We start from the raw sequence: 16610 nt of genomic DNA on the forward strand, positions 1-16610 counted from the left end.
ATGACACCTTCCTCACACTTTTCATTCAAAATATGCTGTATTACATTAACATTTGCGGGTCCACGTCAATGCTGATTTGCAACTTCGTGTCACGCACCGAATCCTGTAGCTCCTCAGCCACCTGCCTGACAAGCGAGACAGCATCCATCGTCCCACGCCATTTTATCATACATTGGAATCTGTATCTATTTTTTAGCCTTGGAATAGGCGATGCTACGGGCCCCAGAACATCCAGGGCGTCAGCGGCAAAACGGTCCAGACTGCCGAACCAGCCTCTTCGGTCCGCCCTTCCCTTCAAATCTGCCGCATAATTTTCCGCGAGACGGACAAGTAGCGGCAGCTGCTCATGCGATAGTGTCACCAGAATAAGCCTGCAATATGGAGGATAATGCAGCGCCTTGCGGTGCTTGAGCTCATCCTTAACGAACGTCAGATAGTCGTGTCCACTCGCATGAATAATAGAATAATGCTCGGGCGTATAGGACTGAATGACAACCTCTCCCGGCAGCTGATGACGGCCTGCACGGCCGGCAACCTGGGTTAATAGCTGGAACGTCTTCTCAGCTGCCCTGAAATCTGGCAGGTTCAGTGCCGAATCCGCTGTAATGACACCGACAAGCGTCACATCCGGAAAATCAAGGCCTTTGGCTACCATCTGGGTACCGAGCAGAACATCCGCTTTTTTATCCCTAAACTGCTTCAGCAGCTTTTCATGCGAACCCTTCTCTGTCGTCGTATCCACATCCATCCGGATCACCCGGATTCCCGGAAACAGTTTGGCAAGCTCTTCCTCGACACGCTGTGTCCCGGTTCCGAAATAACGGATATGCTCGCTTCCACAGTCCGGACACACTTCCGGAGCCTGATGCGCATATCCACAGTAGTGACAACGTAGATTGTTCGATTTCTGATGGTATGTCAGTGAAATGTCGCATTCCGGACAGCCTGCCACGTAGCCGCAACTGCGGCACATCACAAACGTGGAGTATCCGCGCCGGTTAAGCAGCAGCACCGTCTGCTCTCCCCGCTCTAGCCGGATCGCAATCGCCTCGTGAAGAAGACGGCTGAACATGGAACGATTACCTTCCTTTAACTCTTCACGCATATCAACAATAGTAACTTCCGGCAGCCGGTTGCCTAACGCACGTGTCGGCATTTCCAGCAATTCCGGTGCAAAATCCTCCTGGAATTGCGATCTGGCAGCATGATAACTCTCCAGCGAAGGGGTAGCCGAGCCCAAGATTACGGCTGCGCCTGTTTCTGATGCCCGGCGAATCGCCACATCTCTGGCGTGATACTTCGGCGTTTCTTCCTGTTTATAGGAGGTCTCATGCTCCTCATCCATAATGATCAATCCAAGGCGGTCAAAAGGTGCAAAAATAGCCGAACGCGCTCCAACGACCACCGAAGCGCGACCCTCATGAATTTTTCTCCACTCGTCATAGCGCTCACCGTCCGAAAGCCGGCTGTGCATCACGGCAACCAGATCTCCAAAACGTCCTTTAAATCGTTCAACCATCTGAGGTGTAAGTGAGATTTCCGGAACAAGCACGATCGCTTGTCGTTCCTGCTCCAGGCAGCGCTGGATACTCTGAAGATAGATTTCCGTCTTCCCACTCCCGGTGACCCCGTGTAATAGAAAGACGCTATGCCGGCGCTCATCCAGCTTATAAACAATTCGGCTGTACACCTTCTGTTGCTCTTGTGTAAGAACAAGCGGTTCGCTCGGTTTAAAATCCCGGCCTTTATAAGGATCCCGAAAGACTTCCATATCCTCGATCCGGATATACCCTTTATCAGCAAGAGCTTTAACGGTTCCGGCTGTCACCCCGAGAGCAGACAGCACTTCTTTCATGGCTATAGGAAGGAATGATTCCATTTCAATGATATATGCGAGAACTTCTTTTTGGCGCTGGGCTTTTGCCGGAAATGACGCTAGCGCTTCCTGTGCCTCTGCAACTTCTACAGCCAATTCCACAGCTTTCATCGTCTTTTTCTGCAGCTTGTCCTTAATCTGTTGATGCTCAAGCAGTAGCCCCCGTGCCAGCAAGGCTTTGATCTGATCTGAGTCATTCGGGAAAGCCCGGTTTACTTGCTCTAATGTGACTTCACCACGTTGTTTAACAAAATCCAAAACCGCTTGCCCCACTTCATTTTCGGGAAGCACAGCAAACAGGCCGTCTTCCGGCCCGCTGTTATCCTCATCAGGATTTCCGAGTGTAATATAACGCTCCGCTTTCCCTTTAAGCGCTGTTGGAAGCATGGACTGCAGTGCCGTGATTTGACGGCACGCATAACGCTCTTTCATCCACTCGCTGAGCTTAATCAGCGCTGGGGACAGCGGAGGAGCGAAGTCCAGAACTTCCTGGATTGGCTTCATTTTGGCATAATCCATCTCGGGACGCGGATGTAGAGACACAACGAAACCTTGCAGTGTCCGATGCCCGAAAGGGACGCCTACCCGACTTCCAACCTCAACCCACGGCCGAAGCCGTTCTGGGATCAGATAATCAAACGGCCGGTCGGTGTCCTTGGACGGAACGTCCACAATCACTCTGGCCATTTCCATCAAGATTCCCCCTTTGCCATTCGCTCAGCTGCCAAAGTAAGCAGGCGCCGGGCCACATCCTCCTTGGACATGAGCGGAAGATGAAGTGCGAGCCCTTCCGAGTCGAATATTTGCACACTGTTCGTATCTGTTCCAAATCCAACGCCGGATTTTGTAACGTCATTCGCTACGATAAGATCGCAGTTTTTACGGCGCAGCTTGTCCATCGCATACTGTTCCACCATATTGGTTTCGGCAGCGAATCCGATCAGAAACTGTGATTTTTTGGATTTGCCCATGGTCTCCAGAATATCTGTCGTTTTGACCAGCTCCAGCGTCATGGTCTCTCCCTGCTTTTTCAGCTTCGAAGAGGCTGCTTTCATCGGCCGATAGTCGGCTACCGCGGCAGCTTTGATGATCAGGTCACTGTCATCGAACTCCCGCATGACAGCTTCATACATGTCCTGAGCTGATTCCACCCGCTCCGCCTTTATACCCTCCGGAAGAGATACATCAGTATGAGCTGCGATCAAATGAACGTCCGCACCCATTTCTTTTGCCGCCTTGGCTATCGCAAAGCCCATTTTGCCAGATGAATCATTTGTAATGTAACGCACCGGATCAATGCGTTCGATCGTTCCGCCTGCGGTTACGACTACCTTTTTACCTGACAAAATCCCCTCTGCCTTATCTTTTCCAGAGAGCGCCCGGTCCATTTCCTGCTGTTCGAAAAACCTTTCCACCACTTCAACGATTCTTTCCGGCTCTTCCATACGACCTTTGCCGACATAGCCGCAAGCGAGTAGGCCCTCACCGGGCTCGATCATCGATACTCCGCGGGAAACCAGTGTTTCCATGTTCGCTACAACCGCGGGATGTGAATACATATGCACATTCATTGCCGGGGAAATAATGATTGGTGCCGTAGTTGCCAGAAGTGTAGTCGTAAGCATATCATCAGCAAGGCCGTTTGCCATTTTGCCTATGACGTTGGCCGTAGCCGGAGCTACCAATACCAAGTCGGCCAGATCTGCCAGATGAATATGGGATACGACTGAAGGGTCACGTTCATCAAACGTATCGCTGTATACCGGATTTTTAGTAAGCGACTGCAGTGTTAGCTCAGTAATAAACTGCTTGGCCGAGGACGTCATAATCACATGCACATCAGCCCCCTTTTGGACGAGTCTACTGCACAGCGTAGCGGCCTTGTACGCCGCAATGCCGCCCGTAACTCCAAGCACAATAACTTTACCGTTTAACATGACTGCTCCCCCCGCTTTATGTATTAAAACAACAAAGAAGCAAAACTTATATCGGTAAGCCGCTTCTGCGAGAATATAAGCCGAGTATAAATAAAATCTTATACATTGCTTATATTCTCAAAAAAATAACAACCTTTCGGTTGTCACATTTTTGTATAGCATCTTATTAAAATGTCAGGAAGCTTACTCTTCGCCCTTTTCAACACGAATGAAATCACCGTAGATTTCCTCGAGAGCAACACCCACATGTTTATGGGATTTCGGGTTTTTCAGCTCACTGTTCTCACCTTCGCGCAACTGACGTGCACGGCGGGAAGCCGCAACAACGAGCGAATACTTACTGTCTACTTTGTTCATCATTTCATCGATGGAAGGATATAGCATAGTTTCAAAGCACCTCATTTTCATATACTAATGATCTCTCACTGTCAAAAAGGAAGCTAATAATGATCTCACTTCACGACTTTACAGTGTTCGGCAATAATGATAGATTCTATTCGTTTGCATGCGTGATTGATTTCGTCATTGACAACCGCATAATCATAATGCCGTATCAATTCCATTTCATCAACCGCTACAGACATCCGGTGATCTATCGTGGCCTGATTTTCCGTGCCGCGCCCAACAATCCGGTCCTTTAATTCATCCAAAGACGGCGGAGTCAGGAAAATAAATATCCCCTCAGGGAACTTCTCTTTAACCTTCAACGCACCTTGCACTTCAATCTCCAAAATAATATCCTTACCGTTTGCTATGGTCTCTTCCACAAAATCGCGCGGAGTACCGTAATAATTACCGACATACTCCGCAAATTCCAAGAGCTGATCATTCTCGATCATGGAGAGAAACTGTTCACGTTCCTTGAAAAAATAGTTAACACCGTCCACTTCGCCCATACGCGGTTTGCGCGTTGTGGCTGAAACCGAGTATACCAGATCCGGAACTAAACTGCGCAGTGCGCTACATACCGTTCCTTTACCTACACCGGACGGACCGGACAATACAATTAATAATCCCTTTGTAGACATAATACTCCCCATCTTTATTCGTCGTTGTCATCATCTTTGCTGGATAAACGGTGAGCAACCGTCTCCGGTTGCACAGCCGACAAAATGACATGATCGCTGTCCGTTATGATCACAGCCCTTGTCCGGCGGCCGTAAGTGGCATCAATCAGCATATGACGATCCCTTGCTTCTTGAATAATCCGCTTAATCGGAGCTGATTCGGGGCTTACGATAGAAATGATACGATTAGCCGATACGATATTCCCGAAGCCGATATTAATGAGTTTGATTGCCATATTGCGGTTGTTCCCCCTATACATTTGACTCTATTTGCCGAATAAGCCTGCTTATTCTACATTTGCGGCTTGTTCACGAATCTTCTCCAGTTCCGCTTTCATTTCGACAACACGGTTTACCAGAGTCAGATGATTGGCTTTGGATCCAATCGTATTGACTTCCCTGTTCATTTCCTGGATCAGAAAATCCAGTTTGCGTCCTGTAGGCCCCTTCTGATGCAAAAGCTGTCTGCATTGATTGAAATGGCTATGCAAACGAATCAATTCTTCATCAATATTGGAGCGCTCCGCAAACAAAGCGACTTCCATTCCAAATATATGTTCATCGAAAGCCAACGAGCCGTCATTCAAGACCTCCAAGCGCTGACGCAGGCGTGTCCGGTATTCAGCTGTGACGGTCGGAGCAAGGCTCACCATCTCTGTCTGCAAAGACTGAAGGCGTTCAAGCCGTTGCTCCATATCTTGGGCTAGGTGAGATCCTTCTGCACTGCGCATTTGCATCAGTCCATCCAGAGCACTGTCAAGCCCGCCGCATAACATTTCGCCCCATTGCTGGCGCTTATCTTCGCCCGGCTGCTCACTTCGGCTGATCAGAACTTCAGGCAATGAAAGAATGTCACTAATTGTTGGCTTCCCTTCAATGCCGTAGCCCACCAATTCATCCGCGGCTTTCAAATAAGCCTTAACCATCGCATGATTAAGGACCGCCGAGGAGTTCTCGCCGTCGCTTTCTTTATTAATGTAAACATCGATCCGCCCACGTCCGATGCGGGACTGTACGGTCCTTCTTAAAGAATCTTCAAAGCAAGCCCATTCACGCGGCATCCGGAATAAAACTTCGCAATACCGGTGATTCACTGACTTCACTTCAAAGGTAACCGTATAACCCTCAAATTTGATGGCGGATTGACCAAATCCGGTCATACTTAATGACATCGGAATCACATCCATTATACTATTGTAATTGATAACTATTAATGAAACAAGGGGGACAATCGGCGGTCGGATAACTCCCATACGTATTCTGTTAACTGGGCCGTCATCTCATAAAACATAAACGGTGTCATCAGGTATATGCCTTTAAAATGCTCAGCCGCGACATCCAATAGTTCTTTCCCAATCTTCACACCCATAGACCTGCCCTCTTCACCTTCAAGGCCAGCCATCCGTTCACGCACTTCGTCGGACAACTGGATACCAGGCACTTCATTATGAAGATACTCTGCATTCCGACCGCTTGCTAAAGGCATAATCCCGATAAAAATTGGAATGTCCAGATGCTTGGTAGCTTCCCTCAACTTTACGATGAGTTCCGGATCATACACTGGCTGGGTCATCACATAGTCGGCACCGCTGGCTATTTTTTTCTCCAGCCGCTGCACCGCTTTATCAAGATGCCTTACATTCGGATTAAACGCTGCCCCAACAACAAACTTCGCCTTCTGCTTCAGAGGCTTACCCGAGAAAGCCACGCCCTCGTTCAACTGCTTGATCATGCGTATAATTTCAAAGGAAGTCAGATCATAAACAGAGCTGGAACCCGGTAAATCCCCGAACCGGGCAGGATCGCCTGTGACAGCCAGTACATGATCAATTCCAAGTGCATCAAAGCCCATCATGTGGGACTGCGTCCCAATCAAGTTCCGGTCCCGGCAAGCGATGTGAATCAAAGGCCGGAGACCGGTACGGCTGTGAACAAGATGGCCAAGTGCCATATTGCTCATCCGGGTGACAGCCAGCGAATTGTCGGCCATCGTCAGCGCGTCTACTCCCGCTCTTTTTAACGCTTCAGCGCCCTTCATGAATTTTGTAATATCTAGATCACGAGGCGGGTCCAGTTCGACAATGACCGTATGCCGCTCCTTTACAAGATCAACAAGTGTAGGCTCGCCGCTCTGTTCCATTCCTTGTTCTTGTTCCGGATGTTCATGCAGTACGATCCGGTCTCGGTCTACGTCTTCCATAGAAGGCTCCGGCAGCGGAGACGGAATGTAGTTCGTAAGAGCAGACGAAATCTCGGCGATATGCGCCGGTGTCGTCCCACAGCAGCCCCCGATAATCCGGGCCCCCATGTCAGCAAACTGCACTGCCATTTTCCCGAAGTATTCAGGACTGGCTCCGTAACGGTATTCACCGTCCACATAATCGGCAATACCCGCGTTAGGAAATACTGAAGCCGGTAGTGTCTTGACTCCCTGTAGTGTCTCCAGGGCACGCAGCATTCCATTAGGTCCAGTCCGGCAGTTGAATCCGAATACATCCGCACCTTCCTGAGAAACAATGCGAAACGCTTCTGTCATCGTATGTCCATCAAGTGTTCTAGCGATATCTTCCACCGCAAACTGAGAGATAACCGGCATATCACTTACCTTACGCACCTGGGATAAAGCCAGAAGCATTTCCTCAACATCATAAAAGGTTTCCAGCACTATACCATCCACGCCCTCCGACAGCAGTGAATGAATCTGTTGTTCAAAGTGCCTTTTCAGCTCATCGGTCGATATATTGTTCCGCTTCCCTCCACGTATGGAGCCTATTGCCCCGACAACGTATCCGTCCTTGCCAGCGGCTTCACGAGCAATGCGTACGCCTGCCCGGTTTATCTCATCCACTCTCGATTCAAGACCATACTTCGAAAGTTTATCGTAATTCGCAGAAAACGTATTGCTCTCGAGTACCTGAGCACCAGCTTCTATATACTGGCGATGTACATCTCCTATGACTTCCGGGGAGGTCAGATTCAACTCCTCATAGGATATCCCTACCGGGAAACCTTTTTGATATAAGAAAGTACCCATCGCTCCATCCCCGATTAGTACCTTGTTTCCCCATGCTTGTCGCAGATCCGGTCTCATCGTACTCCCCCTACCTGACTATAGTTTCATATTAATGTATCATAAATACTTCCCAAAGATAAAGAGACAAAAAGAAACGCTTTCGGTATCCTTTATTAAGGATGAAGAGCGTTTCTTCGAGAAATATTAAGTGACTTATACATACGTGAAACATATAAAATAAATTTCCATCCGATATTACTGTATCCCTGCAGCCCGCAGCTCTATCGGAATCTCTCCTTCAAATACCATCTCAGCCGGACCTGTCATATATACATGGTTATCAGCCTTATCCCATTCAATGAACAAATCACCGCCTTTAAGTGAGATAACAGCAGCCCGATCCGTTTTGCCGTTCAGCACTGACGCTACCAAAGTTGCGCATGCACCAGTCCCGCAAGCCAGCGTAGGCCCGACACCCCGCTCCCACACACGCATATCCACATAATTCCGCGCCTTTATGGTAGCAATTTCAACGTTGATCTTTTTCGGAAAAAACGGATGGACTTCCAGCTTCGGTCCCCATACCGATAGGTCAAAGTGAACGGCATCATCTACATAGATCACGCAGTGAGGATTGCCCATCGACACAGCCGTAAAGCTGAATTGCCGTCCGTCCACCTCGATTGGATGTTTCACTACCGGGTTGTGATCCAGCGTAGTTGGAACCTTCAACCCTTCAAGTATTGGTTCTCCCATATCTACCCTTACGCTTCGGACCTGATTCCCATCCATTTTGAGATTGACTTTCTGTACGCCTGCCCCTAGCGTTTCAATCGTGACCTCACTGCCATTGGCATATCCGTGATCGTAGACGTATCTAGCCACACAACGAATGGCATTTCCGCATTGCTCGGCTTCAGAACCGTCAGAATTCATGATTCGCATCTTAAAGTCGGCTTTGTCAGAAGGCAATATATATACAAGTCCGTCGGCCCCGATTCCGAAAAATCGATTGCACCATTTTACAGCTAGTTCTGCAGCATTAATCGGTAGATCCTTCTCGCCGTATACGATAATAAAATCATTTCCAAGTCCGTTCATTTTCGTGAATAACATAAGAAAACCCATCTCCTCTGCAGCTGCTAATGGAAATCAGCATACCGCAGCAAGACGGATTTTCAAATTTACTTTATGCCGAAAGATTTGCACTTTTCGTCATCATGTTGCGGCGGTCACGGTGACGCTTACCACCCCACACGCTACCTACACCCATCAAGAATGTTGGAATACCGGCACCAACAAGCGTGATCGCCCAATCTCTCAGTCCCAGCGGAACCGTTTTAAATATCGGCTGCAGAGCTTCGATGTATATAACACCCAGCATGAGCAGTACCGAAGACAGTACGGCTAATACCAGATATTTGTTCTGAAGCGGATTACGGTGGAAAATGGACCGTGAGCTACGGCAGTCGAACACGTGAATCAACTGAGCCATGACGAGGGTGGCAAATGCCACTGTCTGCGCCTTAGCCAGCTGTCCGGCCTGATCCGGTGCTGTCCGCAGCGTAAGCCAGAAGGCTCCCAATGTACACAGACCGATCAACACACCGCGGCTGATAATCTTCCATCCGAGACGTCTTGCAAATATATTTTCCTTGGCCCCGCGCGGCTTATGCTCCATTAAATCTTTCTCAGGCTGATCAACCCCGAGCGCCATAGCAGGAAGTCCGTCGGTCACAAGGTTCACCCACAAAATCTGAATCGGTACCAATGGCAGCGGCAGACCCATCATCATAGCAAAGAACATCGTCAATATTTCGCCAACATTAGAGGCAAGGAGATATCTGATAAACTTACGGATATTTTCGTATATGCTCCGCCCTTCTTCAATCGCGGCTACGATGGTGGAGAAGTTATCGTCGCTCAGTACTAGCGCTGAGGCTTCTTTGGTCACATCCGTACCCGTAATCCCCATAGCTATACCGATATCCGACGCCTTGATCGCAGGGGCATCGTTGACACCGTCTCCGGTCATAGCGACCACATGTCCCTTTCGCTGGAGCGACTTTACAATTCTCAGCTTGTGCTCAGGTGAGACTCGGGCATATACGTATGTCTGATCGACCTTCGCATCCAGTTGCTTGTCGTCAAGACGGGACAGTTCCTGCCCGGTCATCGAATGTCCATTACGCGGCATAATACCAAGCTGACTTGCGATGGCTTCCGCTGTCGTGCGATGATCTCCCGTAATCATAACCGTCTTGATTCCCGCCCGGCGGCATGTTGCAATCGCATCCCGGACTTCACGACGCGGAGGATCAATCATACCGGCAAGCCCCGTAAAGATAAGTTGACATTCAGCCTCTCGTTCAGATTCCGGCTTATCGTAAGAACGAAGATCCCGATATGCCATCCCGAGTACGCGCAGTGCCGAGGAAGCCATGGATTCGTTGGCCGCCAGCACCTTTTGCCGTAGCGTCCCGGTCAAAGGTACGACATTGCCTTCCCATAAAATATAAGTACAAGCATCTAGCAGCACATCCGGCGCACCTTTAGTACATAGCAAGCGTCCGCCTTGGTGACTGACAATAACAGACATCAGTTTACGTTCGGAGTCGAATGGGAATTCCTTATCACGCTGATAAGAAGCAGCGAGTGTACCCTGGCTAAGCCCCATTTTTGCAGAGAGTGTAAGCAGCGCGCCCTCTGTCGGATCACCCTTGAGCTCCCAGCTGACAGGCTGCAGCTCTTCTTCCTTACCCTTGCGTTTTGACCTTGTTTCTTCAGACGTACTCTCATGAATTTCGGCATTGTTGCACAGACCGCCGATCTGTAGAAGTCTTCGTAAAGCTTGATCCGTCCGGAGCTCGACGGACTTTCCGTCCTTCAGGATTTGACCGGATGGCTCATAGCCTTGTCCCGTAACTTCCAGCATCCGGCCACCAATCCAGACGCGGGTTACCGTCATTTTATTTTGCGTCAACGTACCGGTTTTGTCCGAACAGATAACAGAAGCGCAGCCTAGCGTTTCAACCGATGGGAGTTTTCTTACGATAGCTTTACGTTTGATCATCCGCTGCACACCAAGCGCCAGCGCTATGGTCACGATGGCTGGAAGACCTTCAGGAATCGCGGCAACAGCAAGGCTGACTCCTGCCAGGAACATGCCTGCCGCCGGCTGGCCATGCAAAATTCCCGTAACAACAACCAAAACGGTCAGTGCAAGTGAGACGCCGATCAGTATTTTTCCAAGTTGCTCCAAACGATGCTGCAGCGGAGTTTCCTGGGATTCAGTATTTTGAATCAAATCCGCAATTTTGCCCATCTCGGTATCCATCCCTGTACGGACGACCATTCCCTTCGCTGTTCCGCGGGATACCATCGTGCCCATGTACCCGATATTTTTCAGGTCACCAAGAGGTACATCATGCTCTGAAATAGGCTCTGAATGTTTGTTCACAGGCAGCGATTCACCGGTTAAAGCCGATTCTTCCACACTGCAGCTGCTTGTCTCCAGCCAGCGGACATCCGCTGGAATCCGGTCTCCGCTTTCTACCAGAATAATATCTCCCGGAACCAATCCTTTTGCCGCAATATGGATTACTTTTCCGTCCCGCAGCACTTTGGAAGTAGGTGCTGACAGCTGTTTCAATGCCCGGAGTGAACGTTCGGCCCGAAATTCTTGTACAAAGCCGAGCACTCCATTAATTAAAATGATGGCGATGATGGTCACGGCATCTAGGTATTCTCCGAGCAGACCGGATACCAACGTGGCACCAAGGAGCACGAGCACCATGAAGTCCTTGAATTGATTCAACAACAGTGTGAACGGAGATATTTTCTTGCCCTCGGACAGTTCGTTCAACCCGCTGGTTTTCCGTCTTTCTCCTGCTTCCTCTTCCGTGAGGCCCTGCTGCGGATGCACCCGCATCACCTGCTGCAGTTCATCAACATCCATCTGGTGCCATAACTTTTGTTCCATGCTTCCTTTCCCTCCCGGTTGTTTCTCCAGTTCCGGCGGACGACAGCTTTTCCACCTCTTAACGTAAATGTATTCGGACAGGACCACAAATATCACAGCCTGGCCCTTAAGTTTTTGCGCGAAGTATGGCATCATAGAGAAGAAAGCAAGAAGGGTAACGTAACAGATAGGAGAATGACGAATGGCATTGGACGGTATTGTAACACGGGCGATTGTGCATGAGCTTACAGCTTGTCGGGGCGCCCGGATCAGTAAAATATATCAACCGAATGAACGGGATATTGTGCTCCACATCCGATCACAGAACGGAAACGCCAAGATTTTGCTTTCCGCAAATCCGACGTATCCCCGGGTGCACCTGACGGAAGAGAGCTTCCTCAACCCGCCCGAAGCTCCGATGTTCTGTATGCTGATGCGGAAACATTGTGAGAGCGGAATTATCGAGGAAATCAAACAAATCGGCATGGAACGAATCATCCACATCCGTGTCCGGCAGCGGGATGAACTTGGAGATGTTTCCTCCAAAACGATCATCATTGAACTTATGGGCCGTCACAGCAACATCATCCTCCTGGATCATTCCACAGGAACCATACTCGACGGAATCCATCACGTCACACCAGCGATCAGCAGCTACCGGATCATTATGCCGGGGGTGGCTTACACTGAACCTCCGCAGCAGAATAAGCTGAATCCACTGGAGACCGTGCAGGAACAGTTCCGGGAATCTTGTCTGCTCAGTTCAGATGATCCTATTGCATGCCTGGTAGATTCTTTTAGCGGAATGAGTCCTCTTGCAGCACAGGAGATTGCCCATCGGGCTGGTTATACGACTGGTGGAGATCCTTCCAGTGCCGAGAAAGACTGCGGCGGGTTATGGAACGCTTTTTCCGAAATAATGACCGAAGTTGAAAACCACCGCTACACACCCGTGAGCGGAGTGAACGTCAAAGGGAAAATGGTATTTTCCGTCATCCCGCTCACAATGCTTCCGGGGCAAACAGAGCATTACGACTCCCCTAGCAAATGTCTGGAAGATTACTACGGCGACAAGGCTCAGCGGGATACCGTTAAGCAGAAGGTGAGCGATCTGCTCCGTTTCCTGCAGAACGAACGCTCCAAAAACATCAAGAAGCTCGATAAGCTGCATGAGGATCTGGAGGAAGCCGGAGACGCTGACCGTTACCGCATTTCCGGCGAGCTGCTATTCGCCTCACTGCACAGTATTCAAAAGGGTGACAAACAAGCAGAACTGCTTAATTATTACGACGAGGATCAGCAAATGATCACCATCCCGCTTGATCCTCTGCTGTCTCCGTCCGATAACGCACAGCGTTATTTCAAGAAGTACAACAAATACAAAAACAGCCTGGCCGTTATCGATGAACAGCTCATCAAGACCCGTGAGGAGATCAGTTATATTGAAAACCTGCTGCAACAATTGGCCCACGCCTCACTGAACGATATTGACGAGATACGAGAAGAGCTGATCCAGCAAGGCTATCTACGCGACCGTAGCCGCAAGACACGAAAGAAGAAAAAGAATGACAAACCTACACTGCATATGTACACTTCATCGGAAGGGATCGAGCTATACGTAGGTAAAAACAACTTGCAAAATGAATATGTCACGAACCGTCTGGCCTCGTCGAACGACACCTGGCTTCATACAAAAGATATTCCCGGTTCTCACGTGGTCATCCGCAGCGACAGTTTCGGGGAGAACACATTGCAGGAAGCTGCCCAATTGGCCGCCTATTACAGTCAAGCCAAAGAATCCAGCAGCGTGCCCGTTGATTACACGTTGATCCGTCATGTTCGTAAGCCAAGCGGCTCGAAACCGGGGTTTGTCATCTATGATCACCAAAAGACGCTATTTGTGACACCGGATGCACAGCTCATCAAGAGCCTGCCGAATGTTATTAAGAACCAGAGAAAGTAATGGTCGAACTAATGATTCTTAGTCTGAGCATCACTAAGAATGCGGATTATTCTTCCGATCGCTGTTGCCCCCAGATTTCTTTTATTATTTTATTCTAATGTTGAAATCCGGGGACAGCTTATGCTTTCGAAGCGAGCTTTCCTGTGGAAAGCTTCGGTCGACCACTACCGTTTCTCCAGAATAATTCCGCCTTCTCCGTTGAAGTACTTCCTTTTCTTTAGTTCAATCTATATAGCTGGGTGTGACTTCTACCTACACCCAGTTTCATTTTTCACATCACTTATCCTGTATTCGTAGCCATGTGCCCCTTATAGTACTCCGGATACGTCTCTCCACCGCATTCCTCACAGCTAAATTATCTTAGCTACCTTTTGTTTCTTGGGTATCGGTGACATCTCAAATCATCCTTTCCAGAACATGCCTTTGAGATGGAGTACACGGCGTACTTCACCTTTACTTTCCCACCACCATGGCGGTGGTTTACTTGGAATACCTCTTGCTCGAGCAAACACGCATATTCTTCAGTCTCCCACATAATATTTAAAAAGGTCTGCATGACGGGCGGTCATCTCACGTCAAGCAGACCCATAATAAAAAACTATCGTTTAAACGACTGCTTCCCGATAAATAATCGGTGATGCGGTCATTTTCTTTATCAGGAACGTTGCCCTTGTTCTTAAAATCGTGGGCAAAAAACAGTCGCCCACATCTTCACCCACCCTCCCCCTTGCAATCCGAAGGGACGGTGCTTGAAAGGGATGGACTCAGCTATTTAGCAGAAAGAGTATGTGTGCTAAGTGAGATAAAGGATTGATGGATAAACACGAAGCAGCGGAAAGGACGAAGCGATTCCGGAGAAGCGAAAGCGGTCGCCTTTGCTCCCGAATTTCTTCCTCTATGGAATAATTCAAGAAATTCGGGAGCAACAGCGATTGGAGGAACGATTCGTACTTGCAGCGTCTTTAAAACGTAGGCTTAGTGGATTCATTTAATTCAATAATAATTACCGGCTCTATCCACGCGCAGCCTTTAACTGCTCCAGCACATCTTCAGGCACAGAGCGATTGCCAATATCCCCATGAAACACAGCTCCCTGCCGCTCACCGTGATAATCGGAGCCTGCCGTCACGATCAGACCAAAATCCTCAGCCATTGCCCCATAACGGCGTTCTTCCTCTGGTCCGTGATCCGAGTGGAAAACTTCAATACCAGATGGATGGGCCTCCTTAATAATTTCACTTACAAGTCCGTCATCATCATACAGACCCGGATGCGCCAATACCGCCGTTCCGCCAGCCTCTCTTATCCACGAACACGCTTCCTGCGGAGAAATGCGAGGCTGAGCAGCGTAGGCTAGACCCCCGTGCGCCAGGTAACGGTCAAATGCATCACGCATATTCGAGGCAAATCCTTTTTTTACGAGTGTGTCTGCTATATGAGGACGGCCAATGCTTTCATCCGGCTTCAAATCCCGATCAAGGCCTGAAATAACCTCTTCCATCGTTATTTCAATACCAAGACTTTGCAGATTACGAATGATTTTCTCGTTGCGCTCATTTCTCGTATTACGCAGATTGGACAGACGGTTCAGAAAATCTTTGTCTTCCGTATCTACGTAATATCCAAGAATATGAATATCCTTACCACCTGCCATGGTGCTGATTTCCACGCCTGGGACAACTGTCATCCCGTAACGCTTACCCGCTTCAAGAGCCTCTTGAACACCAGAAACCGTGTCATGATCAGTTATCGCAATAGCGTATAGACCTTTTTCGTACGCAAGGCGCACGTTCTCGGAGGGCTCGTTCATCCCGTCCGAAGCCAGCGTATGTGTATGAAGATCGCAGCCTTTTCTTCTGTCAGCCATTGATGACGTTTGTTGACCCGATTCCATCTCTACAACTCCTCTTTGCATCATTTATTTCTCTATTTTACCGAACTTCTCAGATCTATACAAAAAGAGCATCCGTGCTGTCACACGCATGCTCTATTTCCGTTTACGGCTGTTTTTTATTAAGGTCATACGCCGGGAGTGACGTAACCATGAATAATAGGATTTTAGATCCCGAAGTTCAATCGTCTCAGACATCCGTCCGAGAAAAGTCACAATAATCATCCGATGCAGCGGGTTTCCGATTAGATCACGTTCGTGTTCCAGCTCTGAAAATTCCGCAACTACGACGAGATCATCATCAATAAGATACACATCCTGCTCATTTCTGTAATAAGGCACAATGCGATCCTGTTTCAAACATTCCCACATCCAGGCCCCAATCTCCTCATGAGGAGTATCGTGATGTTCCACCCGATCCGTGTACCGACTTTTGGCATGATTTGTTATGACGATGTCTGCTATTTTCTTGTCATTTAACGTAATGTAAAACGGTTCGTAGGTGCTCCACCGCTCTGTCCCTTTGTCGCGCATGGATTATCACTCTCCACCCAATGGGTCTTTATGTCTATGTATATATACCCAACATATTACATCATTCCTTAATTATGCACAAGTCAGAAACTTTTTTCTTTGTGAATAGTTCTTGAAAATTAAAATCACGGTATTTCATGGATTCGCAAAGTTCTATTTTCTAATGTAAAAAAATCTATCGACGTACCTCAAGGAAGACAGACCGCACTTAGTCGTAGTTTTTCTTGCTAGATAAGTTGATAACTACAAACCCCCACAGTGGACTTTCACCACTAGTTAATTGCCATGCGTGGCACACTAAAAAAAGCGGCCTCGCGGCCGCTTGTATTTTGCATATTCAACTTATCGGCAAGACCGGGTGCTAACCG

At 48.6% G+C, this 16610-nt stretch carries 12 protein-coding genes; 1 reads left to right on the plus strand and 11 read right to left on the minus strand.

From position 1 onward, the window contains the following. Positions 1-40: 40 nt before the first annotated feature. From priA to B9N86_RS19610, 9 genes are all read right to left on the minus strand, one after another. The gene (gene priA / locus B9N86_RS19570) at positions 41-2569 is read right to left on the minus strand and encodes a primosomal protein N' (protein ID WP_208914806.1); all 2529 of its coding nucleotides are present in this window, start codon (positions 2567-2569) and stop codon (positions 41-43) included. Then, positions 2569-3813, minus strand: coding sequence for a bifunctional phosphopantothenoylcysteine decarboxylase/phosphopantothenate--cysteine ligase CoaBC (gene coaBC / locus B9N86_RS19575; protein WP_208914807.1), 1245 nt, complete (start codon positions 3811-3813; stop codon positions 2569-2571). Before coaBC ends, priA begins: the two co-directional genes overlap by 1 nt. A 183-nt stretch (positions 3814-3996) precedes the next feature. Next, positions 3997-4197, minus strand: coding sequence for a DNA-directed RNA polymerase subunit omega (rpoZ, locus tag B9N86_RS19580; RefSeq protein WP_208914808.1), 201 nt, complete (start codon positions 4195-4197; stop codon positions 3997-3999). Positions 4198-4265: 68 nt separating this feature from the next. Continuing rightward, a complete protein-coding gene (gene gmk, locus B9N86_RS19585) occupies positions 4266-4841 on the minus strand; it encodes a guanylate kinase (protein ID WP_208914809.1) in 576 nt (191 codons plus the stop codon). Between the two features lie 14 nt (positions 4842-4855). Then, positions 4856-5116: an extracellular matrix/biofilm regulator RemA gene (gene remA, locus B9N86_RS19590; protein ID WP_006209218.1), complete on the minus strand. Its 261-nt coding sequence runs from the start codon at positions 5114-5116 to the stop codon at positions 4856-4858. Between the two features lie 51 nt (positions 5117-5167). Next, on the minus strand, positions 5168-6052 hold the full coding sequence (locus B9N86_RS19595; protein WP_208914810.1) for a YicC/YloC family endoribonuclease: 885 nt from the start codon (positions 6050-6052) through the stop codon (positions 5168-5170). Between the two features lie 38 nt (positions 6053-6090). Continuing rightward, entirely contained in the window at positions 6091-7971 is a 1881-nt protein-coding gene (locus B9N86_RS19600; RefSeq protein WP_208914811.1) for a bifunctional homocysteine S-methyltransferase/methylenetetrahydrofolate reductase, read from the minus strand. 177 nt (positions 7972-8148) lie between these two features. Next, positions 8149-9009: a diaminopimelate epimerase gene (gene dapF / locus B9N86_RS19605; RefSeq protein ID WP_208914812.1), complete on the minus strand. Its 861-nt coding sequence runs from the start codon at positions 9007-9009 to the stop codon at positions 8149-8151. Between the two features lie 73 nt (positions 9010-9082). Beyond that, positions 9083-11875 carry a calcium-translocating P-type ATPase, SERCA-type gene (locus B9N86_RS19610; protein ID WP_208914813.1) on the minus strand — a complete coding sequence of 931 codons (2793 nt, stop codon included), beginning with the start codon at positions 11873-11875 and terminating at the stop codon, positions 9083-9085. 181 nt (positions 11876-12056) lie between these two features. On the opposite strand from B9N86_RS19610, the gene B9N86_RS19615 reads away from it, so the two are divergent. Next, a complete protein-coding gene (locus B9N86_RS19615) occupies positions 12057-13817 on the plus strand; it encodes an Rqc2 family fibronectin-binding protein (RefSeq protein ID WP_208914814.1) in 1761 nt (586 codons plus the stop codon). A gap of 1012 nt (positions 13818-14829) precedes the next feature. On the opposite strand, the gene B9N86_RS19620 is transcribed toward B9N86_RS19615, so the two are convergent. Both B9N86_RS19620 and B9N86_RS19625 read right to left on the minus strand, forming a co-directional pair. Further along, a complete protein-coding gene (locus tag B9N86_RS19620; RefSeq protein WP_244562768.1) occupies positions 14830-15711 on the minus strand; it encodes a PHP domain-containing protein in 882 nt (293 codons plus the stop codon). 93 nt (positions 15712-15804) lie between these two features. Continuing rightward, positions 15805-16242, minus strand: coding sequence for a hypothetical protein (locus tag B9N86_RS19625; RefSeq protein ID WP_208914815.1), 438 nt, complete (start codon positions 16240-16242; stop codon positions 15805-15807). Positions 16243-16610: the final 368 nt, after the last annotated feature.

This window comes from Paenibacillus uliginis N3/975 (genome assembly GCF_900177425.1).
In the GTDB taxonomy this organism is placed as follows: domain Bacteria; phylum Bacillota; class Bacilli; order Paenibacillales; family Paenibacillaceae; genus Paenibacillus_AQ; species Paenibacillus_AQ uliginis.